23 protein-coding genes and 2 rRNA genes are annotated in these 22,541 nt (G+C 52.7%); 11 read left to right on the plus strand and 14 right to left on the minus strand.

Features of this window, described 5'->3' with window-relative positions:
• Together ABVM99_RS23915 and xis are read left to right on the plus strand one after the other, a co-directional pair.
• The coding region (locus ABVM99_RS23915; RefSeq protein WP_080069541.1) for a DUF4060 family protein at positions 1-201 on the plus strand (201 nt) is incomplete at its 5' end.
• A gap of 40 nt (positions 202-241) precedes the next feature.
• Positions 242-526 carry an excisionase Xis gene (xis, locus tag ABVM99_RS23920; protein ID WP_016062825.1) on the plus strand — a complete coding sequence of 95 codons (285 nt, stop codon included), beginning with the start codon at positions 242-244 and terminating at the stop codon, positions 524-526.
• On the opposite strand, the gene ABVM99_RS23925 is transcribed toward xis, so the two are convergent.
• The 6 genes from ABVM99_RS23925 to rseD form a co-directional block, all read right to left on the minus strand.
• Positions 504-1,733: a site-specific integrase gene (locus ABVM99_RS23925; protein WP_016062824.1), complete on the minus strand. Its 1,230-nt coding sequence runs from the start codon at positions 1,731-1,733 to the stop codon at positions 504-506. The genes xis and ABVM99_RS23925 overlap by 23 nt on opposite strands.
• Before the next feature lie 497 nt (positions 1,734-2,230).
• Positions 2,231-2,710: a SoxR-reducing system protein RseC gene (gene rseC / locus ABVM99_RS23930; protein WP_000589087.1), complete on the minus strand. Its 480-nt coding sequence runs from the start codon at positions 2,708-2,710 to the stop codon at positions 2,231-2,233.
• Positions 2,707-3,663, minus strand: a complete 957-nt coding sequence (rseB, locus tag ABVM99_RS23935; RefSeq protein WP_000812019.1) for a sigma-E factor regulatory protein RseB — start codon at positions 3,661-3,663, stop codon at positions 2,707-2,709. The genes rseC and rseB overlap by 4 nt, the downstream gene beginning before the upstream one ends.
• Complete coding sequence (gene rseA / locus ABVM99_RS23940) at positions 3,663-4,313, minus strand: anti-sigma-E factor RseA (RefSeq protein ID WP_001168374.1); 651 nt, start codon at positions 4,311-4,313, stop codon at positions 3,663-3,665. Before rseA ends, rseB begins: the two co-directional genes overlap by 1 nt.
• 31 nt (positions 4,314-4,344) lie before the next feature.
• Positions 4,345-4,920 (minus strand): RNA polymerase sigma factor RpoE, encoded by a 576-nt coding sequence (gene rpoE / locus ABVM99_RS23945; protein ID WP_000003307.1) that lies wholly within the window; start codon positions 4,918-4,920, stop codon positions 4,345-4,347.
• Positions 4,917-5,081, minus strand: coding sequence for a rpoE leader peptide RseD (rseD, locus tag ABVM99_RS23950; protein ID WP_014344135.1), 165 nt, complete (start codon positions 5,079-5,081; stop codon positions 4,917-4,919). The genes rpoE and rseD overlap by 4 nt, the downstream gene beginning before the upstream one ends.
• Before the next feature lie 263 nt (positions 5,082-5,344).
• Here rseD and nadB point away from each other — a divergent pair, with 263 nt between their 5' ends.
• Positions 5,345-6,967, plus strand: coding sequence for an L-aspartate oxidase (nadB, locus tag ABVM99_RS23955; RefSeq protein ID WP_000989187.1), 1,623 nt, complete (start codon positions 5,345-5,347; stop codon positions 6,965-6,967).
• On the opposite strand, the gene trmN is transcribed toward nadB, so the two are convergent.
• Positions 6,952-7,689, minus strand: a complete 738-nt coding sequence (trmN, locus tag ABVM99_RS23960) for a tRNA(1)(Val) (adenine(37)-N(6))-methyltransferase TrmN (RefSeq protein WP_000083343.1) — start codon at positions 7,687-7,689, stop codon at positions 6,952-6,954. The genes nadB and trmN overlap by 16 nt on opposite strands.
• 129 nt (positions 7,690-7,818) lie before the next feature.
• Here trmN and srmB point away from each other — a divergent pair, with 129 nt between their 5' ends.
• Positions 7,819-9,153, plus strand: a complete 1,335-nt coding sequence (gene srmB / locus ABVM99_RS23965; RefSeq protein WP_000219174.1) for an ATP-dependent RNA helicase SrmB — start codon at positions 7,819-7,821, stop codon at positions 9,151-9,153.
• A 17-nt stretch (positions 9,154-9,170) separates the two neighbouring features.
• Here srmB and ABVM99_RS23970 read toward each other — a convergent pair whose 3' ends face one another.
• Positions 9,171-10,070 carry a LysR family transcriptional regulator gene (locus ABVM99_RS23970; RefSeq protein ID WP_023194659.1) on the minus strand — a complete coding sequence of 300 codons (900 nt, stop codon included), beginning with the start codon at positions 10,068-10,070 and terminating at the stop codon, positions 9,171-9,173.
• 102 nt (positions 10,071-10,172) lie between these two features.
• On the opposite strand from ABVM99_RS23970, the gene eamB reads away from it, so the two are divergent.
• Positions 10,173-10,760, plus strand: a complete 588-nt coding sequence (eamB, locus tag ABVM99_RS23975) for a cysteine/O-acetylserine transporter (protein ID WP_023194660.1) — start codon at positions 10,173-10,175, stop codon at positions 10,758-10,760.
• 61 nt (positions 10,761-10,821) lie between these two features.
• On the opposite strand, the gene grcA is transcribed toward eamB, so the two are convergent.
• Entirely contained in the window at positions 10,822-11,205 is a 384-nt protein-coding gene (gene grcA / locus ABVM99_RS23980) for an autonomous glycyl radical cofactor GrcA (protein WP_000627811.1), read from the minus strand.
• Between the two features lie 318 nt (positions 11,206-11,523).
• Here grcA and ung point away from each other — a divergent pair, with 318 nt between their 5' ends.
• Complete coding sequence (gene ung, locus ABVM99_RS23985) at positions 11,524-12,213, plus strand: uracil-DNA glycosylase (protein WP_000179978.1); 690 nt, start codon at positions 11,524-11,526, stop codon at positions 12,211-12,213.
• A gap of 115 nt (positions 12,214-12,328) precedes the next feature.
• Here the strand turns inward: ung and ABVM99_RS23990 are convergent, their stop codons facing one another.
• A complete protein-coding gene (locus tag ABVM99_RS23990) occupies positions 12,329-13,366 on the minus strand; it encodes a tRNA/rRNA methyltransferase (protein ID WP_000997368.1) in 1,038 nt (345 codons plus the stop codon).
• A 203-nt stretch (positions 13,367-13,569) separates the two neighbouring features.
• Between ABVM99_RS23990 and trxC the strand changes: the two genes are divergently transcribed.
• The 5 genes from trxC (at position 13,570) to ABVM99_RS24015 (ending at position 19,294) form a co-directional block, all read left to right on the plus strand.
• Complete coding sequence (gene trxC, locus ABVM99_RS23995; RefSeq protein ID WP_001098732.1) at positions 13,570-13,989, plus strand: thioredoxin TrxC; 420 nt, start codon at positions 13,570-13,572, stop codon at positions 13,987-13,989.
• Positions 13,990-14,061: 72 nt separating this feature from the next.
• Entirely contained in the window at positions 14,062-14,742 is a 681-nt protein-coding gene (tapT, locus tag ABVM99_RS24000; protein WP_023194661.1) for a tRNA-uridine aminocarboxypropyltransferase, read from the plus strand.
• Between the two features lie 53 nt (positions 14,743-14,795).
• Positions 14,796-17,456 carry a protein lysine acetyltransferase gene (gene pat, locus ABVM99_RS24005; protein ID WP_023194662.1) on the plus strand — a complete coding sequence of 887 codons (2,661 nt, stop codon included), beginning with the start codon at positions 14,796-14,798 and terminating at the stop codon, positions 17,454-17,456.
• 114 nt (positions 17,457-17,570) lie between these two features.
• Positions 17,571-18,926, plus strand: a complete 1,356-nt coding sequence (gene pssA / locus ABVM99_RS24010; protein ID WP_000949286.1) for a CDP-diacylglycerol--serine O-phosphatidyltransferase — start codon at positions 17,571-17,573, stop codon at positions 18,924-18,926.
• 44 nt (positions 18,927-18,970) lie between these two features.
• Positions 18,971-19,294 carry a YfiM family lipoprotein gene (locus ABVM99_RS24015; protein ID WP_001264473.1) on the plus strand — a complete coding sequence of 108 codons (324 nt, stop codon included), beginning with the start codon at positions 18,971-18,973 and terminating at the stop codon, positions 19,292-19,294.
• Here ABVM99_RS24015 and ABVM99_RS24020 read toward each other — a convergent pair.
• The 4 genes from ABVM99_RS24020 to ABVM99_RS24035 form a co-directional block, all read right to left on the minus strand.
• Complete coding sequence (locus ABVM99_RS24020; protein WP_000807818.1) at positions 19,291-20,592, minus strand: MFS transporter; 1,302 nt, start codon at positions 20,590-20,592, stop codon at positions 19,291-19,293. The genes ABVM99_RS24015 and ABVM99_RS24020 overlap by 4 nt on opposite strands.
• A gap of 103 nt (positions 20,593-20,695) precedes the next feature.
• Positions 20,696-21,151, minus strand: coding sequence for a DUF4385 domain-containing protein (locus ABVM99_RS24025; RefSeq protein WP_000985653.1), 456 nt, complete (start codon positions 21,149-21,151; stop codon positions 20,696-20,698).
• A 386-nt stretch (positions 21,152-21,537) separates the two neighbouring features.
• A 5S ribosomal RNA gene (rrf, locus tag ABVM99_RS24030) occupies positions 21,538-21,653 on the minus strand.
• 197 nt (positions 21,654-21,850) lie between these two features.
• Positions 21,851-22,541, minus strand: a 23S ribosomal RNA gene (locus ABVM99_RS24035); the annotation flags it as partial.

Consider the following 22,541-nt stretch of genomic DNA (forward strand, 5'->3'; position numbering starts at 1 on the left):
CGTCGCGCATGTGATGTTGCACTGGCAGCGCATCATGAGAAGTTCGGCGATTACGGCAGACAAAAGCACGTTACCAATTACACCGTTGTAGTGGATGGCGTAAAGGTGCCTGTTGAAGTAGTTAACCGGGCCACCAGCTACGTAGCCACCGCAATGATCGGCGTCCGGAAACTTAGAAATCTGCCAGCACAGGCAAACTGAATATTAGCGATGGCCCGCTGCGGGGCCACTGGAGAAAACGATGAGCAAAAAAATTAGAGACTTTGAATTGATGAGCACCAGCGAAATTTGCTGTCAGCTAAGGATTTCTTCCAGGACGCTGGATCGTTACCGAAAACGACCAAGCGACAACAACCCATTCCCGGAACCAGACTGTTCATATATGGGTGGCTCCAACAAATGGCTTAAAACTAAAGTCACCGCTTGGCAGATTAAAGAGATGTCACGATCAACCCGTAAGCCGATGTCTCACCTGAATCTAACCCGTGATGATAAAGGCCGTCTCACCCGACCTGACGCGGCGTGAACTCCAGAATGTCGGGCTCGACGATGCTCATAAGTCGGGCCCACCACTTACCATATGCCACTCTCATTTCCTCAACATAGGTGTGCTTGTCGTACACCGACCACACACCTGGCAGTTTGTGCCCGAGCATTATCTCGGCGATATGAGGCTCGGTTAGCTCTGAGAAATTCGTTCGCGCAGTTCTGCGTAGGTCATGAATAGTAAAGTGTGGGACCTGCTCGTTATAAGCCTTCAGCATGAACTTAACCAGGTTACTACTGATGCTCATGTGAAAGCCTTCGCTCATCGGTTTGTCTTCGTATTTTGAAAAAACAAAGCGTCCAGGCGCCAGCTCAATGGCCCGTTTTATCAGCGGGAGCATTTCCGGAATGATAGGTCGAATTATTGGTTTTTTTGTCTTCCGCCCTGTCTTGTGGTTTTCCCATGGAACAGTCCAGATCCCTTCTTCAAAATCAAAATGTGCGACTTCAGCCTGCCGGAGTTCGCCGACCCTGCACGCCCATATAAGTGACAATTTATAGAGGATCTTGTTGCGCTCAATGAGGCGGGAATCCTCAATGGCTCGCCAGACTATCGCCAGCTCTTTGCGGTCCAGGGTTCGCTCGCCCATTTGTTTCTGGATGCCGAAATCACGGCCAGACATTTCGGATAGCGGGTTAACCTCGAGCAGTTGCCGTTTTACCGCCCAAGAATAACACTGCCGCCCGTTGCTGATTACGCGCCTGGTGATCTCACTGTATGCCTGAGCCAATCTGTCCAGGACGGTGAGCCAGTTGTGCAGCGTGAGCTGATGTGCAGGGTATTTCCCTAGCTTGGGGAAAACGTGCAATTCGAATGTACGTAAAATCTGCCCTGCCGTTTCTTTCTGAACGCACACCATTGAATGCCATTCGCGAAACAGCTCTTCGAAGGTGTACTGGCTGTTAATCTTGGCTTTGTCGAGGCTTTGCCTGATCCGTGGGTTTTCGCCACGGGCAAGAATGGCGGCCCACTTAGCGACTTCATCGCGCGCGGCTTTTAACCCGAACTCCGGATAGCTGCCGATCGTCATCTTGTCCTGTTTGCCCAGGAAGCGGAATCGGTAGAAAAAAGTAACAGCCCCCTTTTTGGAGATACGTACCCACAGACCATCACGGTCTGCCTTTTCTTCAACTTTGTCTCGTTCGCGCCCAAGGCACGACTTTAGATAACTATCTGAAATAGCCATGATTTGTCCCTGCGTGTGTCCATCAGAACGGGAGGTAATGTGTCCATCATAGGATATGGACGCGCTGGTGGACACAAAAACCATGACTTATGATGTCGTAGGTTTACTGTGCATGCAAACAGTATTGTTTTTGGGAAAGCTGATTTTATGGGGATCTTGAGGCGTTTTTGTCGGAGGTTTGCGGGGGCTGGCGTGCTATCAATTATCGATGTGAGCAATGATCGAAAAGTTACGTATGTTCTTCATAGAGATAAATTATTATGCCTTACGCCTGGTTGACCAGACTTTAGAGGTCGCTGTTCTGAGCTTAATGTCTGTTTTAACTGAAACGCCGCATTCTACACTACAACGCTAAGGCGAGGAAATGTTCATAGTGTAAGGAGAGCGGGAACTGGAAAACGCCTCGCTTTTTTCCTGTAAAACACCGCAACGCAGGAAAAGCGCATGCTTATCGGGACAACAACCCAACGCGGCAGGTGTACCGTTGGGCAAAACGTTTACTGGCGCGTTTCGATTGAGGTAGTTTCGACGCGAACAAGGTCCGGCGGGAGGGCAACGTTTAAAATCACCGGCTGCCAGGCGTCGCGCTCCGCCAGTTTTCGGGAATAGCCGCGGGCAACCAGAAAACCGCCCACGCCGCCCAGCACGGCCCCGCTTAATGCGGCAAGGTCAGATCCAAACAGCATCTGAAAAAGCGCCGCACAAAGAAATAGCCCTGCTAAAGGCGACATATAAACCAGCAACGCCGAACCTAAAAGGCTTTTTTCGGCGATGCCCAACTCGACTTTCTGCCCCGGCGCCAGCGGCTCCGCGCTTGGCACAACAATGGTATGCGTGGTTTGCGGCCCTAATTTATTCAGCACGCGACTGCCGCATCCCGCACGGGAGGCGCAGCTGCTGCATGACGCTTTAACGTCGCAGCTCACCACCGCCTGACCATTCTGCCAGGAGACAACGGTTGCCCACTCTTTAATCATTGTACTGCCCTGAATTTGATACTGTCGGCAATGCGCTTCGCCGTTTGCGGCGGAAGCTCGCCGACAATGGTGATTTCCGCGTTGTCGCGAACGCTGCTATAAACCGTTCGGCGCCCGGTGCGCAGCATCTGATCGCTGCTGTTTTGCGTCGCCCGGTTCACATTGACGGAAAAGCTAAACAGACCGTCAGAATAAAGCCGCGATTCGATAGGCAGGTTATCCATCGTCGGCAACGGACGACGGCTGCTGGAAACTTCGCTAAAGCCTTGCGGTACCCAGGATGGACTCCAGTTAAATTTCGTTTTTTCGCCACCGGGAACAGAAAGCAGCGGCGGCAGATTCGCCTTCGCCAGCGCCTGCATGTTGCTGCCGATATCCTGACTCACCGTGAACGCAATAACGCGGAACTGCTCCAGCGTCTCGCCATCGCGATCCAGCAGATCAACGCGCATCGGCAGTTTGGTGTCCATGTCCATCCAGACGATATAGCTGTAACGCGTACCATCGCGCGCCACAACGCGGATAACTTCGCACAATCTGTCTGCGATACGGGTGCGTCCGACAGAAATAAAGTCGTAGTAAGGCGCCAGGCGCTTGAAGTCGGTGTAAATCAGGGAAGGCAGAGAATCGACAATATAATCACCGTTCAGGGTGAACGGCTCAAGGCCCGGTTCAAAATAACTGATTTCATTACCACGCTGTACGACCTCCCGGCGGGGACCGTCCAACTGTAGCAATTGCGCAAGCGGGCGACTATCCAGGCGTGCGTGTCGATAACGCAGAGATTCAACGCCTTGTTTCGTGATGCTGACGAATGACAGCTCGTAATTCAGTGACTGACTGGCGATGTTCATCTGCTGCAATAACGCCCCGGACGCAGGGTCGGCCGAGGCGTTTGCTGAGAAGAACAGGCTAGCCGCCACAAGGGACATGGCAAACCAAAGTTGCTTCATTACTGCGATTGCGTTCCTAAAGTTTGGATTCCTGGCACCTGTACCGCGGCTTGCTGGGTTTGCGCCTGCTCAAACTGAAGCTGTTCGGAGTGCAGTCGGCGCTGCAGTTCATAGTCCTGCAACATGGCATTAATGCGACGACGCTGCTCCTGTACCTGCTGTTGCTGACTGCCGACAGGCGCTGCTTCAGAAGGCACTCCCAGACTTACCGGGCTGGCTTTCCCCATCATAGGCAGGGTATTGAAAACCGGCGTTTCAGGTTGTTGGGATGTTTCAGATTGCCCATTATAGTGCTGGACACCGACGATAACTGCAAGTGAAACGCACGCCGCCACGCCCATTTGGGTAAGCTGCGCCGCCCACGGACGCACTTTTTTCCAGAACGGCATTTTCTGCCATTGCTGCGGAGCGGGTTGGGCCTCAGGGATTAATGGCGACACCTGACGTACTGGCTCGTTTTCAATAGCGGCCATCACGCGAGCGGATATATCGAAATGGAGAACGTCAGGCGTATCCCCCCGCATTGAATCGCGGATCAGGTGATAACTCTCCCAGGTTTTCTGCATTTCCGGGTCGTGCGTAAGCGCTTTGAGCAGCTCACTATCCAACGTTTCGCCATCCATCAAAGCGGAAAGTTTTTCTTTCTGCATGCCTAATACCTTTTCCAGTATCCCGCTATCGTCAACGCCTGATAAGCGGTTGAACTTTATTATCAATAGCTTCCCGCGCCCGGAAGATACGTGAACGCACCGTTCCCACCGGACAATCCATGATAGCCGCTATCTCTTCATAGCTCAGGCCATCCAGCTCCCGTAAGGTGATTGCCATACGTAAATCTTCCGGGAGGGACTCAATAGTTCGGAAAACTATCTGTCTCAGTTCTTCTGACAACATTAAGTTCTCAGGGTTCGAAATTTCTTTCAGCGCGCCGCCGCTTTCAAAGTTTTCTGCTTCAATCGCGTCTACATCACTGGAAGGCGGACGACGCCCCTGCGCAACCAGGTAGTTCTTCGCGGTATTGACCGCAATGCGATACAACCAGGTATAAAAAGCGCTATCCCCCCGGAAAGAATCCAGCGCGCGATAGGCCTTAATAAATGATTCCTGTACGACATCGGGAACGTCGCCCGATGGCACATAGCGGGAAACCAGACTCGCCACTTTATGCTGGTAGCGCACTACCAGTAAGTTAAAGGCTTTCTGATCTCCCTTCTGGACCCGTTCAACCAGGACCTGGTCCGTTAACTGCTCGCTCATCCGAGGTAATGTCTCCCCAAACCAAATTTCCACGCGCTTTCGAAACGCCACTCCATAAGCCGCACTATGAGCAAGCAACAGGTTAGAGTGTCTATGTTTCGTAAAGTTCCGTTACGCATTTGTTTTTGTTTGTCATGTTGTAGACAGGTCTTATCTTCCATTATAAGTCTACAGATGCTGAACAACGCACTATCTGTACAGAAATGCCCATTTCGTCGTTTGCAGAGTAACCTAACAGCATCTTTATTTCACTACAAAATCCGACGCTAACACCCTGCCCTATAAAATATTTTTTGCCGTTTATCTCTCGCCGTATTTTTATTTTATGTTTAATAAGCACAACACCAGCGAAATCATCACGTGCTTTTTAGCGCCATATAGTGCTAATCTGCCGCAACCGTGTTTAGTAAATTAAACAAAAACCATGATGACAACTCCTGAACTGTCCTGTGATGTGTTAATTATCGGCAGCGGCGCGGCCGGACTCTCGCTGGCGCTGCGTCTGGCTGAAAAACATAAGGTTATCGTCCTGAGTAAAGGGCCGGTGAGCGAGGGCTCCACGTTTTATGCGCAGGGCGGTATTGCCGCCGTGTTTGATGAAACCGACAGTATTGCGTCGCATGTCGAAGATACGCTGATTGCCGGCGCCGGAATTTGCGATCGCCACGCGGTGGAGTTTGTCGCCAGCAACGCTCGTACCTGCGTGCAGTGGCTTATCGATCAGGGCGTGCTGTTTGATACGCATGTCCAGCCAAACGGCAAGGAGAGCTATCATCTCACGCGTGAAGGCGGCCATAGCCATCGCCGTATCCTTCATGCCGCTGACGCTACCGGAAAGGAAGTCGAAACCACGTTGGTCAGTCGGGCGCAAAATCATCCTAATATTCAGGTGCTGGAACGCAGCAACGCCGTTGATTTAATTATCTCCGATAAAATGGGTCTGCCAGGGCCTCGCCGGGTCGTCGGCGCCTGGATCTGGAATCGCAATAAAGAGTGGGTTGAAACCTGTCATGCGAAGTCGGTGGTGCTGGCGACCGGCGGCGCCTCAAAGGTTTATCAATACACCACTAACCCGGATATTTCCTCCGGCGACGGTATCGCGATGGCCTGGCGCGCAGGCTGTCGGGTCGCTAATCTGGAATTTAACCAGTTTCATCCCACCGCCCTTTATCACCCGCAGGCGCGTAATTTTCTCCTTACCGAAGCGCTGCGCGGCGAAGGCGCATACCTTAAACGTCCGGACGGTTCACGGTTTATGCCGGACGTTGACGAACGCGGCGAACTGGCGCCGCGCGATATTGTCGCCCGCGCTATTGACCATGAGATGAAACGACTCGGCGCAGACTGTATGTTTCTCGATATCAGCCACAAGCCTGACGATTTTGTCCGCCAGCACTTCCCGATGATCTATGCGAAACTGCTCGATTTGGGGATGGATTTAACCAAAGAACCGATTCCCGTTGTTCCTGCCGCGCACTATACCTGCGGCGGCGTGGTTGTCGATGATTATGGTCGTACCGATGTAGACGGCTTATATGCCATTGGCGAAGTCAGTTACACCGGCCTGCACGGCGCTAACCGTATGGCGTCCAACTCGTTGCTGGAATGCTTAGTGTACGGCTGGTCCGCGGCAATGGATATCGACAGGCGAATGCCTTCTGTCCACAGCGTTGACGTCCTTCCCGCCTGGGATGAAAGCCGCGTGGAGAACGCCGATGAGCGGGTGGTGATTCAGCATAACTGGCATGAACTGCGTCTGCTGATGTGGGACTATGTGGGTATTGTGCGCACGACGAAACGGCTGGAGCGCGCCCTACGGCGTATTACTATGTTGCAACAAGAGATTGACGAGTATTACGCCAACTTTCGCGTCTCGAATAATTTACTGGAGCTGCGCAATCTGGTGCAAGTGGCCGAACTGATTGTGCGTTGTGCGATGATGCGTAAAGAGAGCCGGGGGCTGCACTTTACGCTGGATTATCCGCAACAACTGGCTGAATCAGGCCCATCGATCCTTTCGCCGTTAACGCCTCACATAAACAGATAAAATGCCTGGGTCAGCGCCGTATAACTTTCAGAATAATGCTGGTCTGACCCGCGAATCACTAATCTGTCGCTAAAGCACTCCCCGGCTTGCGGGGAGAATGCGAGCAAAACCCGGTGCGGCAAGCGCGCTTCGTTTTCCGCAACGTCAGTACGTAATCGCAAATGCCATCCCATGTTGAGCGCTTGCTGTGTAAAAGCGTTACCTATTTGTTCCGGCAAGACTACGCAAAAAAAGCCGTCTTCGGTAATACAATCCGCCGCAATAGCCAATAACGTCTGGTGATCCAGCGTAGCGGTGTAACGCGCTTGCTCCCGCTGCGGCGTGGCGCATTCCACACCGGGTTCGTAATAAGGCGGGTTGCTGATAATAAGATCAAAGCGTACCGTCTGGCGAGGCGCCCAACGCTGAATATCGTCAGTATGCACCGTTATTCGATGCGGCCAGGGAGAGTGAGCAACGTTTTCCTGCGCTTGCATGGCAGCCCCGGCATCCAGTTCCACGGCGTCAATAGGCACATTGTCATCCGTCCGCTGCGCCAGCATTAACGCCAGTAGACCGCTTCCAGTACCGATATCCAGAATTCGCTTTACATCCGCGACCGGTGCCCACGCCCCGAGTAAAATACCGTCAGTTCCCACTTTCATCGCACACCGATCGTGTGCGACAAAAAACTGTTTAAACGTAAATCCGTTACGACGAAGAACGGAGCCAGACTGAGACATGTAAAAACAACCTTGCAAAAAACGGCGACAGCGCCGGGTGAAAACAATACCTGAGAAGGGATATCCATACAAACAGATGAAGATTGTGGCCGTAACGTCTATAATCAGCGCCCCACACAGAGGTAGAACATGACTGTAACGACTTTTTCCGAACTTGAACTCGACGAAAGCCTGCTGGATGCCCTCCAGGATAAAGGTTTCACTCGCCCGACCGCCATTCAGGCTGCCGCCATTCCGCCTGCGCTCGATGGCCGTGATGTACTCGGTTCTGCGCCGACAGGCACCGGTAAAACGGCGGCATATCTGCTGCCGGCGTTGCAGCACCTGCTCGACTTTCCGCGTAAAAAATCGGGGCCGCCGCGCATTCTGATCCTGACGCCAACCCGCGAACTGGCAATGCAGGTTGCCGATCACGCTCGTGAACTGGCTAAGCATACTCATCTGGATATCGCCACGATTACCGGCGGCGTGGCCTATATGAACCATGCTGAAGTGTTTAGCGAAAACCAGGATATCGTGGTCGCCACGACGGGCCGTCTGCTGCAATATATAAAAGAAGAGAACTTTGACTGCCGGGCGGTTGAAACACTGATTCTTGACGAAGCTGACCGGATGCTCGACATGGGCTTCGCTCAGGACATTGAACATATCGCTGGTGAGACCCGCTGGCGTAAACAGACGATGCTGTTCTCCGCCACGCTGGAAGGCGATGCGATTAAAGATTTTGCCGAGCGCCTGCTGGAAGACCCGGTTGAGGTTTCCGCCAATCCGTCAACCCGCGAGCGTAAGAAAATTCACCAGTGGTACTACCGTGCCGACAATTTCGAACATAAAGTTGCGCTGTTGAAGCATCTGCTAAAACAAGACGATGCAACCCGTTCTATCGTGTTTGTACGTAAACGTGAACGCGTCCATGAACTGGCTGAAACGCTGCGTCTGGCAGGGATCAACAATTGCTATCTTGAAGGCGAGATGGCGCAGATCAAACGTAACGAAGGTATTAAGCGTCTCACCGACGGTCGCGTTAACGTGCTGGTCGCGACCGACGTCGCGGCACGCGGGATTGATATTCCTGACGTCAGCCACGTCATTAACTTCGACATGCCGCGCAGTGGCGATACCTATCTGCATCGCATTGGTCGTACAGGCCGTGCTGGCCGCAAAGGCACTGCAATCTCGCTGGTAGAAGCCCACGACCATCTGTTGCTGCTGAAAATCGGTCGCTACATCGAAGAGCCGCTAAAAGCGCGCGTCATTGATGAGCTTCGCCCGACCACGCGTGCGCCAAGCGAAAAGCTGACCGGCAAACCGTCGAAAAAAGTGCTGGCGAAACGCGCCGAGAAGAAAAAAGAGAAAGAAAAAGAGAAGCCGCGCGTGAAGAAACGTCACCGCGATACAAAAAATATCGGTAAGCGCCGCAAGCCAAGCGGTACGAAAATGCAGGAGCAATCCAGCGAAGAGTGATGATAATGCCGGGTTCGTTAACCCGGCATTTTTTTATCTTCCACGGTAAAACACGCCTCCATACACTGCATAAATATCTGCATTGCCGGGCTGACCGCTTTCCCGGCATGATGGGCGTACAGCGCCATAATCGATAGCGACGGCGCGCCAAACGGCAGCTCTTTCAACTGACCGGTACTAAGTTCTCGTTCAACGGCAAAACGTGGTAAAAAGCTGATGCCCAGGTTAGCAGCCACACACTGTTTAATGCTTTCAATACTCCACAGTTCAATGGTGTTTTCCAGCGTAATCCGCCTCTGCCGTAGCGTACTTTCAAACAGCTGGCGGAAGACACATTGCGGTTCATTGATGATGAAGCTACAGGGAATATGCTGATCTGGCTGCGTAAAATCAGCATCCTGTAGCAGTGGAGAGGCCACCAGCGCCAGCGACTGCTCCCCCAGTTGCTGCATCGTGAGCGCGTCATCATTACCTACGCGATAAAAAACGCCCAAATCGACCTCGTCATTCAGCAACGCATCACGTATCACATAGCAATTCAGCGACTGTAGCGACAATCTGACATTCGGCGCTCGCAGCTTAAAACGTTGTAAAACCTGCGGCATTTTGTACGCCAGTAAGGTTTCACCTGTCGCCACGCGCAGCTCTCCGCTGGGTTCCGCATCCTGCCTTGCGGCTTCACGAATCGACTCCATCACACGCGTCAGTTCATGGATATGCGGCATCAGCTTTTTCCCCTCATTGGTCAGGCACATTCGGCGCCCTATTTTCTCGAACAGTTGCAGGGAAAACTCACGTTCAAGCTGTTGAATATGAAAAGTTACTGTCGACTGAGTACAGCACAGCTTTTGCGAAGCCCGCAGAAACGAGCCCTCTTCCACTACCGTTTTCAGCGTAATAAACCGACGCAGATCCATAACCACCAACCTATCGAAAATCTCGAATTCAGAATTAAAAAACATTCATTTTTTTAAATATTTCATATCGGGTACTGTCTGCTAAAACAGAGGAGATGACAAGTGACACCGATGCTTTTAAGCGCTTTCTGGACTTATACATTAATCACCGCCCTTACCCCCGGCCCAAACAATATTCTCGCGCTTAGCGCAGCAACTGCACATGGTTTTCGGCAGAGTATTCGTGTACTGGCAGGTATGAGTCTGGGATTTTTGGTCGTCATGCTGCTGTGCGCCGGGATCGCGTTTTCCCTTGCGGTTATCGATCCGGCAATCATTCATTTACTCAGTTGGGTGGGGGCTGCGTATATCCTGTGGCTGGCGTGGAAAATTGCCACCAGTCCAGCGGCGGATGAGAATGTCAGACCCAAACCGGTTGGCTTTTGGATAAGCTTTGGCCTGCAGTTTGTGAACGTCAAAATTATTCTGTACGGCATTACCGCTCTGTCTACATTTGTTTTACCGCAAACGCAGGCGCTGAACTGGGTCATCGGCGTCAGTATATTGCTGGCATTGATCGGCACGTTCGGTAATGTGTGTTGGGCGCTGGCGGGACATCTGTTTCAGCGGGCGTTTCGCCATTATGGTCGCCAGTTAAATATCATTCTGGCGTTACTGCTGGTGTACTGCGCGGTGCGGATTTTTTACTGACCCAAATAAAACAAAAGCGGAAAAGGCCCGGCCTCTTCCGCTTGTTATTACCGGATAAGCCTTACAGGCTTTCGGTAAAGGTACGAGCGATAACGTCGCGCTGCTGTTCCGGCGTCAGGGAGTTAAAACGCACCGCATAACCAGAAACACGAATAGTCAGCTGCGGGTATTTTTCCGGATGCTTAACCGCGTCTTCCAGAGTTTCACGACGCAGAACGTTAACGTTCAGATGCTGACCGCCTTCAACGCGTACTTCCGGTTTAACTTCCATCGGAATTTCACGGTATTCAATCTCGCCCAGTTTGCTGACAGCCACAACTTCATCTTCAGCAAAGCCGGATTTTGCAACGATGCAGCGCGCTTCGCCTTTTTCGCTGTCCAGCAGCCAGAAGGAATTCAGCAGGTCGTCGTTAGCGGCTTTAGTAATCTGGATACCTGTAATCATGTGATGCCTCCCCAGGCAAAATTATTTGATTTCGGTCGGCCTAATCCCGGCCAATTGGTAAAACCATTGTTGCTTGAGTGTATATATACCCTTCGATCACCCTTCATTCTTTGATTTAAATCAATAAAAACCACACCATAAAAAGGGTTATGAAGGGAATTTATTGTTTTACATCAACTTACACCATTCAGACCTATAAACTTTTTACATAAATTTTCAACTATCTTTTGTAGGTAACCGTTTTTGTAGCACGCAGGATTTTGCACTGCAGAAAGAAGCAGTTAAGCTAAGGGAACTGGAAATTCGCAGGAGAGCGAGATGGCGACTGAGTTAACCTGGCACGATGTGCTGGCTGATGAGAAACAGCAACCTTACTTTATCAATACGCTTCACACTGTTGCTGGCGAGCGTCAGTCGGGTATCACGGTCTACCCGCCGCAAAAAGATGTGTTTAATGCCTTTCGCTTCACGGAACTGGGCGACGTTAAGGTGGTGATCCTGGGACAAGATCCTTACCACGGCCCCGGCCAGGCACATGGTCTGGCGTTTTCCGTGCGTCCTGGGATCGCTCCCCCGCCGTCATTAGTGAATATGTACAAAGAGCTGGAAGCCTCCATTCCCGGCTTTGTTCGCCCCGCGCACGGTTATCTGGAAAGCTGGGCGCGCCAGGGCGTACTGTTACTGAATACGGTGCTCACGGTACGGGCAGGCCAGGCGCACTCTCATGCCAGCCTGGGGTGGGAAACCTTTACGGATAAAGTGATAAGCCTGATTAACCAACACCGCGAAGGGGTCGTCTTCCTGCTGTGGGGCTCGCACGCCCAGAAGAAAGGCGCGATTATTGATCCACAGCGCCACCATATTCTGAAAGCTCCGCATCCCTCGCCACTCTCTGCGCACCGCGGATTTTTTGGCTGTAACCATTTTGCGCTAACGAACCAATGGCTGGAACAACACGGCGAGAAAACTATCGACTGGACGCCAGTATTACCGGCTGAGAGTGAATAACGTTGGCGACTCGCCGTTTTATCGCCCGGATAACGGCGCGAAAGCGCCTTGTCTGACCGGGCGGTAGAAAGTACATCATTGGCCCGGCGCGCGTTGCGTCACCGGGCTGCAGCCCTTACGCTTTATTCTGTCGCCACCACTCGGCGAGCAGTACGCCTGTCGCAACCGACACATTCAGGCTTTCCACGTTCCCGGTGCCGTTAATTTTCACGCACAGATCGTCAGGTTCGCGCGCCGCTTCCGGCAGGTAGTCATATTCACGGCCTAAGACCAGCACCATCTTTTCCGGCAGGGTCGTACTAAAGAGCGCCTGACCGCGATCGCTGGACGTCGTCACCACGGTGTACCCCGCCTGACGAAAATCATCCAGTACGTCAACAATGCTTTCACCAGTAATCGGCTGGACATGCTCCGCCCCGCCTTCCGCAGTACGAATCGCCGCGCCGGACTCCAGCAACGCCGCATCCTGTACCACCACGCCCTTCACGCCGAAGTGCGCGCAGCTACGCATCATGCCGCCCAGATTATGCGGGTTAGCGACATCTTCCAACGCCAGCACGCAGTCTTGATCCGCCGCCTGCTTTACCCATTGCTTAACGGTCGTACCGTTACGCTTTTTAATCAGGAAACACACGCCACCGTGGTGCTCGGTGCCGGACGCTTTTGCCAGTTCGGCTTCATCCACCACATGGTAGGCTTTACGATTCGCCGCCATCCAGCGCAGCGCCTCTTTAAAACGCGGGGTCACGCTTTGGATAAACCATGCGCGCACGATGGCGTCAGGACGGCTCTGGAATAGCGCCTGGCAGGCATTTTCGCCGTAGACGCGTGTCTCTTCCGCACGCTGGCGACGCAAAACTTCAGGGTCGATAAAACTTTTACCGCTAATACCACCATGATCGACTTTCTCAGGCGTTTCATCGCCTGGCGCGCGGGACACGGTGCGCCACGGCGAAGTTTCATGTTTACGGTCACGGCTCTGATTATTTCGCTCATCACGGGCGGGGCGACGTCCACCGTCAGTGCGAGACTTTGCTGGGCGGCCTCCCCCTTTCCCGGTACGCGGGTTATGGGTGCGTTTATCAGAGTCATCATCACTACGGACATACATCACTTTGACTTTGCCGCTTTTGTTTTTTAATTCATCGTTCATGCTTTTCTCCACCAGCGCTGCGCGAAGCGCGAAGATTACCCGATGTGCATCCGGTTAGCCATGATTTCGTTTAAAAGCTTGCGACTATTGTACTCATTGAATAAAACACATTGTTGTTTAGCACAGACTCCTCGATAATATGTAACATTATAGAAACATCCCGCGCGTAGCGGGACGTCTTCCGACGTATTCAGAGGTTAGCTATGAACACCGTTTGTACCCATTGTCAGGCCATTAACCGCATCCCCGACGATCGGCTTCAGGACGCGGCAAAATGTGGACGCTGCGGTCATGAGTTGTTTGACGGAGAAGTCATTAATGCGACCGGCGAAACGCTGGACAAACTGTTGAAGGACGATCTTCCAGTGGTGATCGACTTCTGGGCCCCCTGGTGCGGCCCTTGCCGTAACTTTGCGCCAATCTTCGAGGATGTCGCAGAAGAGCGCAGCGGTAAAGTCCGTTTCGTCAAAGTGAATACCGAGGCGGAACGGGAACTCAGCGCCCGTTTCGGTATCCGCAGCATCCCGACGATTATGATTTTTAAACATGGACAGGTGGTCGATATGCTTAATGGCGCAGTGCCTAAAGCGCCTTTCGACAGCTGGCTGAACGAAGCGCTCTAAACGCCACGGGGCGCATCTTGTGCCCCGTTTTCACCTCTGCCACAATAGCGTTTTTCTCCGCAAACGCTTTCTATGACCAATAACGCTGTCCTTCAGTTACGCGCCGAACGGCTTGCGCGCGCTACTCGCCCTTTTCTTGCCAGAGGCAATCGGGTTCGCCGCTGTCAACGCTGCCTGCTGCCGCTAAAATCTTGCCTGTGTGATACGTTAACGCCTTCTCAGGCGAAAAGCCGTTTTTGTCTGGTCATGTTTGACACTGAACCGATGAAACCCAGCAATACCGGCCGGCTGATAGCCGATATTTTGCCGGATACCGCGGCGTTTCAGTGGTCGCGTACCGAGCCGCCGCAGGCGTTGCTGGAGCTGGTACAGCATCCGGATTATCAGCCGATAGTGGTCTTTCCTGCGTCCTACGCCGGCGACGCGCGCGAGGTCATTTCCACCCCGCCCGCCGGGAAACCGCCGCTGTTTATCATGCTGGACGGCACCTGGCCCGAAGCACGTAAAATGTTTCGTAAAAGCCCTTATCTGGATCATCTGCCGGTCATTTCCGTCGATTTATCGCGTCTTTCAGCTTATCGTCTGCGTGAAATCCATGCCGAAGGGCAATATTGTACCGCCGAAGTCGCGATAGCGTTGTTAGATCTGGCGGGAGATACCGAGGCGGCAACCAGTTTAGGTGAACATTTTACCCGTTTTAAAACGCGCTATCTGGCAGGAAAAACGCAACATCCGGGAAACGTCACAGCATAAAATAGCGAAAGCGTTTAAAATTATCCGGTCACTTCTGTGTAAGGGAAACCGGTATGAGCCAGCAAGGACTGGAAGCGCTACTGCGACCAAAATCGATCGCGGTGATTGGCGCATCAATGAAGCCCCACCGCGCGGGTTACCTGATGATGCGTAACTTGTTGGCGGGCGGATTCAATGGCCCCGTCCTTCCCGTGACGCCCGCCTGGAAAGCCGTTTTAGGCGTCATGGCCTGGCCGGATATCGCCAGTCTTCCTTTCACCCCCGATCTGGCTATTTTATGCACTAACGCCAGCCGTAACCTGGCGTTACTGGACGCGCTTGGCGCGAAAGGGTGTAAAACGTGCATTATCCTTTCTGCTCCCACGTCGCAACATGAAGAACTTCTTGCCTGTGCCCGGCATTATAAAATGCGTCTGCTGGGTCCAAACAGTCTTGGGCTCCTCGCGCCGTGGCAAGGGCTGAATGCCAGCTTTTCTCCCGTCCCGATTAAACAGGGCAAGCTCGCTTTTATTTCCCAGTCTGCCGCCGTTTCCAATACTATTCTTGACTGGGCGCAACAGCGTGAAATGGGCTTTTCCTACTTTATCGCGCTGGGCGATAGCCTGGATATTGATGTCGATGAACTACTGGACTATCTGGCGCGCGACAGCAAGACCAGCGCAATTTTGCTCTATCTGGAACAGTTAAGCGACGCCCGCCGTTTTGTTTCCGCCGCCCGTAGCGCTTCACGTAACAAACCGATTCTGGTGATTAAAAGCGGCCGAAGCCCGGCTGCCCAGCGTTTACTTAATACCAGCGCGGGAATGGACCCTGCGTGGGATGCGGCCATCCAGCGCGCAGGCCTGCTGCGAGTCCAGGATACGCACGAGCTTTTTTCCGCCGTCGAAACACTGAGCCATATGCGTCCGCTACGCGGCGACAGACTGATGATCATCAGCAATGGCGCCGCGCCTGCCGCGCTGGCGTTAGATGAGTTGTGGTCGCGTAACGGCAAGCTGGCGACGTTGAGCGAAGAGACCTGCCTGCAACTACGGCAGGCGCTTCCCGCGCACATTGATATTGCCAATCCGCTGGATCTGTGTGATGACGCCAGCAGCGAACATTACGTCAAAACGCTGGATATCCTGCTCGCCAGTCAGGATTTTGACGCGCTTATGGTTATCCACTCTCCCAGCGCTGCCGCGCCGGGTACGGAAAGCGCCCATGCCCTGATCGAGACGATTAAGCGCCACCCCAGAGGCAAGTTTGTTACGCTGCTGACAAACTGGTGCGGCGAGTTCTCGTCTCAGGAGGCAAGACGGCTATTCAGCGAAGCCGGATTACCAACCTACCGTACGCCGGAAGGCACGATTACCGCGTTTATGCATATGGTGGAATACCGGCGTAACCAGAAGCAACTGCGGGAAACGCCAGCGCTGCCGAGTAACCTGACGTCCAATACCGCTGAGGCGCATAATCTGTTACAGCGGGCGATTGCGGAAGGCGCCACCTCACTGGATACCCATGAAGTACAGCCGATTTTACACGCCTATGGGCTGCATACGCTCCCAACCTGGATTGCCAGCGACAGCGCTGAAGCGGTGCATATCGCCGAACAGATAGGCTATCCGGTAGCTCTCAAGCTGCGCTCGCCCGACATTCCGCATAAATCTGAAGTTCAGGGGGTCATGCTTTACCTGCGGACCGCAAGCGAGGTACAACAGGCCGCGAACGCCATTTTCGATCGTGTAAAGATGGCCTGGCCGCAGGCGCGGATTCACGGTTTGCTGGTACAAAGCATGGCTAACCGCGCCGGCACGCAGGAGCTGCGTGTGGTGGTCGAGCACGATCCGGTGTTTGGTCCTTTGATTATGTTGGGTGAAGGCGGCGTAGAGTGGCGTCCGGAAGAGCAGGCGGTCGTCGCGCTGCCGCCGCTCAACATGAATCTGGCGCGCTATCTGGTGATTCAGGGCATTAAACAGCGGAAAATTCGCGCCCGCAGCGCGCTGCGTCCGCTGGATATTGTCGGTTTAAGCCAATTGCTGGTCCAGGTTTCAAACCTGATTGTCGACTGCCCGGAAATTCAGCGTCTGGATATCCATCCGCTGCTGGCTTCCGCCAGTGAGTTTACCGCGCTGGATGTGACGCTGGATATTGCCCCGTTTGATGGCGATAACGAAAGTCGACTTGCGGTACGCCCCTATCCCCACCAGCTTGAAGAGTGGGTGGAGATGAAAAATGGCGATCGCTGCCTGTTCCGTCCTATCCTGCCGGAAGATGAGCCCCAGCTGCGACAATTCATCGCACAGGTCACCAAAGAGGATCTTTACTACCGTTATTTCAGCGAGATCAACGAATTCACCCATGAAGATTTAGCCAACATGACGCAGATCGACTACGATCGAGAAATGGCCTTTGTGGCCGTGAGGCGGATGGACAATGCTGAAGAGATCCTCGGCGTAACGCGCGCGATCTCCGATCCTGACAACGTAGATGCCGAATTTGCCGTATTGGTGCGTTCAGATCTCAAAGGGTTGGGTTTAGGACGCCGTTTAATGGAGAAATTGATTGCCTATACTCGCGATCACGGATTGAAGCGGCTGAACGGTATTACGATGCCGAACAATCGCGGCATGGTCGCGCTGGCCAGAAAACTGGGATTTCAGGTCGATATTCAGCTCGACGAGGGCATCGTGGGATTGACGCTGAATCTGGCCAAATGTGATGAATCGTGAGTAATGTACTGGAAATGTTGACCACTTTAACGGGTACTGATGTTATTATTGCTCGCTTATGTCGTCTGCATAGCACAGAGGACCCTTCAATGAACAGAGAAGAAATGCACTGTGATGTTGTCAAAATTTAAGCGTAATAAACATCAACAACACCTTGCCCAACTCCCTAAGATTTCTCAGTCAGTTGATGATGTAGATTTCTTTTATACTCCTGCTACTTTTCGGGAGACACTGCTGGAGAAAATCGCCAGCGCGACGCAGCGTATTTGTATCGTTGCCCTGTATCTGGAACAGGACGATGGGGGTAAAGGTATACTCGACGCGCTCTATGCGGCTAAACGGCAGCGTCCTGAACTGGACGTGAGGGTGCTGGTCGACTGGCATCGCGCGCAACGCGGGCGCATTGGCGCAGCGGCCTCGAATACCAATGCAGACTGGTATTGCCGACTGGCGCAGGAAAACCCCGGCATTGATGTCCCGGTTTACGGCGTACCGATTAATACGCGAGAAGCGCTTGGCGTACTGCATTTTAAAGGCTTTATCATTGATGATAGCGTCCTGTACAGCGGCGCCAGCCTGAACGATGTCTATCTCCATCAGCATGACAAATATCGCTACGATCGCTACCAGCTGATTCGCAATCGGCAAATGGCAGACATCATGTTTGACTGGGTGACGCAAAATCTGATGAATGGCCGTGGTGTGAATCGTCTGGATAATACCCAGCGGCCGAAAAGCCCGGAGATTAAAAACGATATCCGCTTATACCGTCAGGAGCTGCGTGATGCGTCATATCATTTTCAGGGTGACGCTAATGACGAGCAGCTCTCCGTTACGCCGCTGGTCGGGCTTGGAAAGTCCAGTCTGTTGAACAAAACCATTTTCCATCTCATGCCCTGTGCGGAGCATAAGCTCACCATTTGTACCCCTTACTTCAATCTACCAGCGGTACTGGTGCGGAATATTATTCAGCTACTGCGCGATGGAAAGAAAGTCGAAATCATAGTTGGCGATAAAACCGCGAATGATTTTTACATTCCGGAAGATGAGCCGTTCAAGATCATTGGCGCGCTGCCCTATCTCTATGAGATTAACCTGCGCCGCTTCCTGAGCCGTTTACAGTATTACGTCAATACCGATCAGCTTGTGGTGCGTCTGTGGAAAGATGACGACAATACCTATCATTTGAAAGGGATGTGGGTAGATGATAAATGGATGCTACTCACCGGCAACAACCTGAATCCCCGCGCCTGGCGTCTGGATCTGGAAAACGCCATTTTGATCCACGATCCTAAGCAGGAGCTTGCCCCTCAGCGGGAAAAAGAGCTGGAACTTATCCGAACGCACACAACCATCGTAAAACATTATCGTGACCTGCAGAGCATTGCCGACTATCCGATAAAAGTGCGTAAATTGATTCGCCGCCTGCGCCGGATCCGCATCGACAGATTAATTAGCCGTATCCTGTAATCGAAGCCCCGTCCTGTACGGGGTTTTCTCTTAGGAGTGAACTGGTGCGCGTGTTGATTCCTTTTACGGTGTTGTTTCTCTCCGGGTGCAGCCATCTGGCTAACGACCACTGGAGCGGTCAGGATAAAGCCCAACATTTTATGGCATCAGCGATGCTATCGGCAGCCGGTAATGAGTATGCGCGCCACCAGGGAGTAAGCCCTGACCGCAGCGCAGCGATAGGGCTGATGTTTTCTTTGAGTCTCGGAGCCTCAAAAGAACTCTGGGACAGCCGCCCGGAAGGCAGCGGCTGGAGCTGGAAAGATTTTGTCTGGGATGTCGCTGGCGCGACAACCGGTTACGCTATCTGGCAAATGGCGCGATACTAAAGGCGTAAGCCCTTTCCTTTACGGTGCAACATCAGCGAAACCAGGAAAGCCAGAACGGCCATCGCGGTAACATACCAGAAGAACGAACTCTCCATACCGACAGATTTTAGCGACAGCGCGACATATTCCGCAGAGCCGCCAAATAACGCATTTGCTACCGCGTAAGATAAACCGACGCCCAGGGCGCGAACCTGCGCCGGAAACATCTCCGCTTTCAGGATCCCGCTAATCGAGGTATAGAAACTCACAATCAATAGCGCGCACATCACTAAAGCAAATGCGGCATAAGGCGACGTCACATTCTGCAACGCGGAGAGAATTGGAACGGTGAAAAGCGTCGCAAGCGCGCCAAAACATAGCATAGAAGTGCGCCTGCCAATCTTATCGGATAACGCGCCGAATAACGGCTGCACCAACATGAAAACACACAGCGCGACCGTCATAATGCCGCTGGCGACATTGGCATGCATACCTGCTGTATTTACCAGATATTTCTGCATATAGGTGGTGAAGGTATAAAAGCACAGCGAGCCTGCCGCGGTGAAACCAAGCACCATCAAAAAGGCTTTGCGATTACGCCACAAACCTTTCAACGAACCGGCTTCTTTTAATGCGCGAGTCTCATGCTTCGAGGTTTCATCCAATTGGCGACGTAGCCATAACGCCACAACCGCCAGCACGGCGCCCAACGCAAAGGGAATACGCCATCCCCAGGCACGAAGCTCAGCATCCTCCAGAACCTGCTGCAAAATCACAACGACCAGCAATGCCAGTAACTGGCCACCGATAAGCGTAACGTACTGAAACGAGGCGAAAAATCCCTTACGACCTTCAAGCGCAACTTCACTCATATATGTCGCGCTGGTTCCATACTCTCCCCCTACCGAGAGCCCCTGAAATAACCTTGCAATCAGTAGCAGCGCCGGCGCCCAGGTGCCGATGGTATCGTAACCAGGTAAGCAGGCAATCACCAGCGACCCCATGCACATCATGCACACTGAAATCAACATTGAGGCTTTGCGCCCGCGTCGATCGGCAATGCGTCCAAACAGCCAACCACCGATAGGCCGCATTAAAAAACCGGCAGCAAAGACGCCTGCCGTTTGCAAAAGCTGAGTAGTGGTATTACCAGAAGGAAAGAAGATATGTGCAAAATAGAGCGAGCAGAAAGAGTAGACGTAGAAATCAAACCATTCCACTAAGTTTCCGGAAGATGCCCCCACGATAGCCCATATGCGTCGCCGCATCTCCGGAGCCTCAGCGTTGTTTTTATCTATACGCTGAATAATTTCTGCCATACAGTTCTCCTTGTTGCCAGGCTTAATCGGCCTTTTATTTTGGAGATTCAGATTACGCGAGACCAAAAAGTAAATAAAGTGTTAATTATTTGTTTGCTAATTTTTATCCCCACCGTGCCTGATGCTGGCGTTTCCGTTTCAGATAGTCTTCGTCCTGACGGATTTTATCCCACCAACCTTTGAAAACCGTTGCCGCCGCGGCCTTAATAGGATCATTACCTCGTGTATTCAGGCTGCCATCTTCTGCATACTTTTTACCGCCTTTATAGTTAGCGTATCGCCTGGCGCGGGTGTATCCCATCTGAATAAATTTACGCGCCATGTCCATACCAACGAAATCATCCTGCTGCCGGTAAGCTTCGAACAACTGGTAGATCTGTTCTGCGGATTTCATCGCCGATGCTTCATCTTTATAGCGCCAGAAAGGAAGAATTTCGCTTTTGTAGGGTTCAACCAGTAGCACCCCCTGCTCGCCTCGTCCAACCTGATACAATTCAGGCTGCTGGCGGAAGTCGATGCTGGAAAAGTCCTGCTGGTAGTTAAAAGGTTTGATAGCCAATGAAAATCCTCACTGCTTATATAAGCACGTATAAAGGATAGTTCATCGTTAATGATTGGGTGGGTTGTGCTCTTATCAGTTCTACAAGAGCACCAGCTTCGTAGGTGGGATAATTCCTGTAGGCCGGATAAGGCGGAGCCGCCATCCGGCGGTGCAGGTTGCCTGATGGCGCTGCGCTTATCAGGCCTACATTTTTACAGTTACCACACACGCAAAGAAGCCCGTCCAGACGGACGGGCTTCTTCACTTGTCTGATGCCTGGCAGTTTATGGCGGGCGTCCTGCCCGCCACCCTACGGGCCGTTGCTGCGCAACGAGTGCTCACCGACAGACCACAGATAAAACAAAAGGCCCTGTCTTCCGACAGGGCCCTTCGTTTTATTTGATGCCTGGCAGTTCCCTACTCTCGCATGGGGAGACCCCACACTACCATCGGCGCTACGGCGTTTCACTTCTGAGTTCGGCATGGGGTCAGGTGGGACCACCGCGCTAGTGCCGCCAGGCAAATTCTTTTGTGCTCTGTACGCAATTCTTTATCGCATCCGCTGCGTTGCCTGCGCTCGTAAAGTCAGTCACATACTTCTGTATGCTCCTTCCTTTCCTTCGCTTGCCGCCTTGCTGCTGCGCAAATTATTGCGTACTCAACTCTGAATCAGTACTGAAAATCGTCTCTCAACCGCCAAAACATCTTCGGCGTTGTAAGGTTAAGCCTCACGGTTCATTAGTACCGGTTAGCTCAACGCATCGCTGCGCTTACACACCCGGCCTATCAACGTCGTCGTCTTCAACGTTCCTTCAGGAGACTCTAAGTCTCAGGGAGAACTCATCTCGGGGCAAGTTTCGTGCTTAGATGCTTTCAGCACTTATCTCTTCCGCATTTAGCTACCGGGCAGTGCCATTGGCATGACAACCCGAACACCAGTGATGCGTCCACTCCGGTCCTCTCGTACTAGGAGCAGCCCCCCTCAGTTCTCCAGCGCCCACGGCAGATAGGGACCGAACTGTCTCACGACGTTCTAAACCCAGCTCGCGTACCACTTTAAATGGCGAACAGCCATACCCTTGGGACCTACTTCAGCCCCAGGATGTGATGAGCCGACATCGAGGTGCCAAACACCGCCGTCGATATGAACTCTTGGGCGGTATCAGCCTGTTATCCCCGGAGTACCTTTTATCCGTTGAGCGATGGCCCTTCCATTCAGAACCACCGGATCACTATGACCTGCTTTCGCACCTGCTCGCGCCGTCACGCTCGCAGTCAAGCTGGCTTATGCCATTGCACTAACCTCCTGATGTCCGACCAGGATTAGCCAACCTTCGTGCTCCTCCGTTACTCTTTAGGAGGAGACCGCCCCAGTCAAACTACCCACCAGACACTGTCCGCAACCCGG

The organism is Salmonella sp. SJTUF15591, assembly GCF_043356435.1.
Taxonomy (GTDB): domain Bacteria; phylum Pseudomonadota; class Gammaproteobacteria; order Enterobacterales; family Enterobacteriaceae; genus Salmonella; species Salmonella enterica.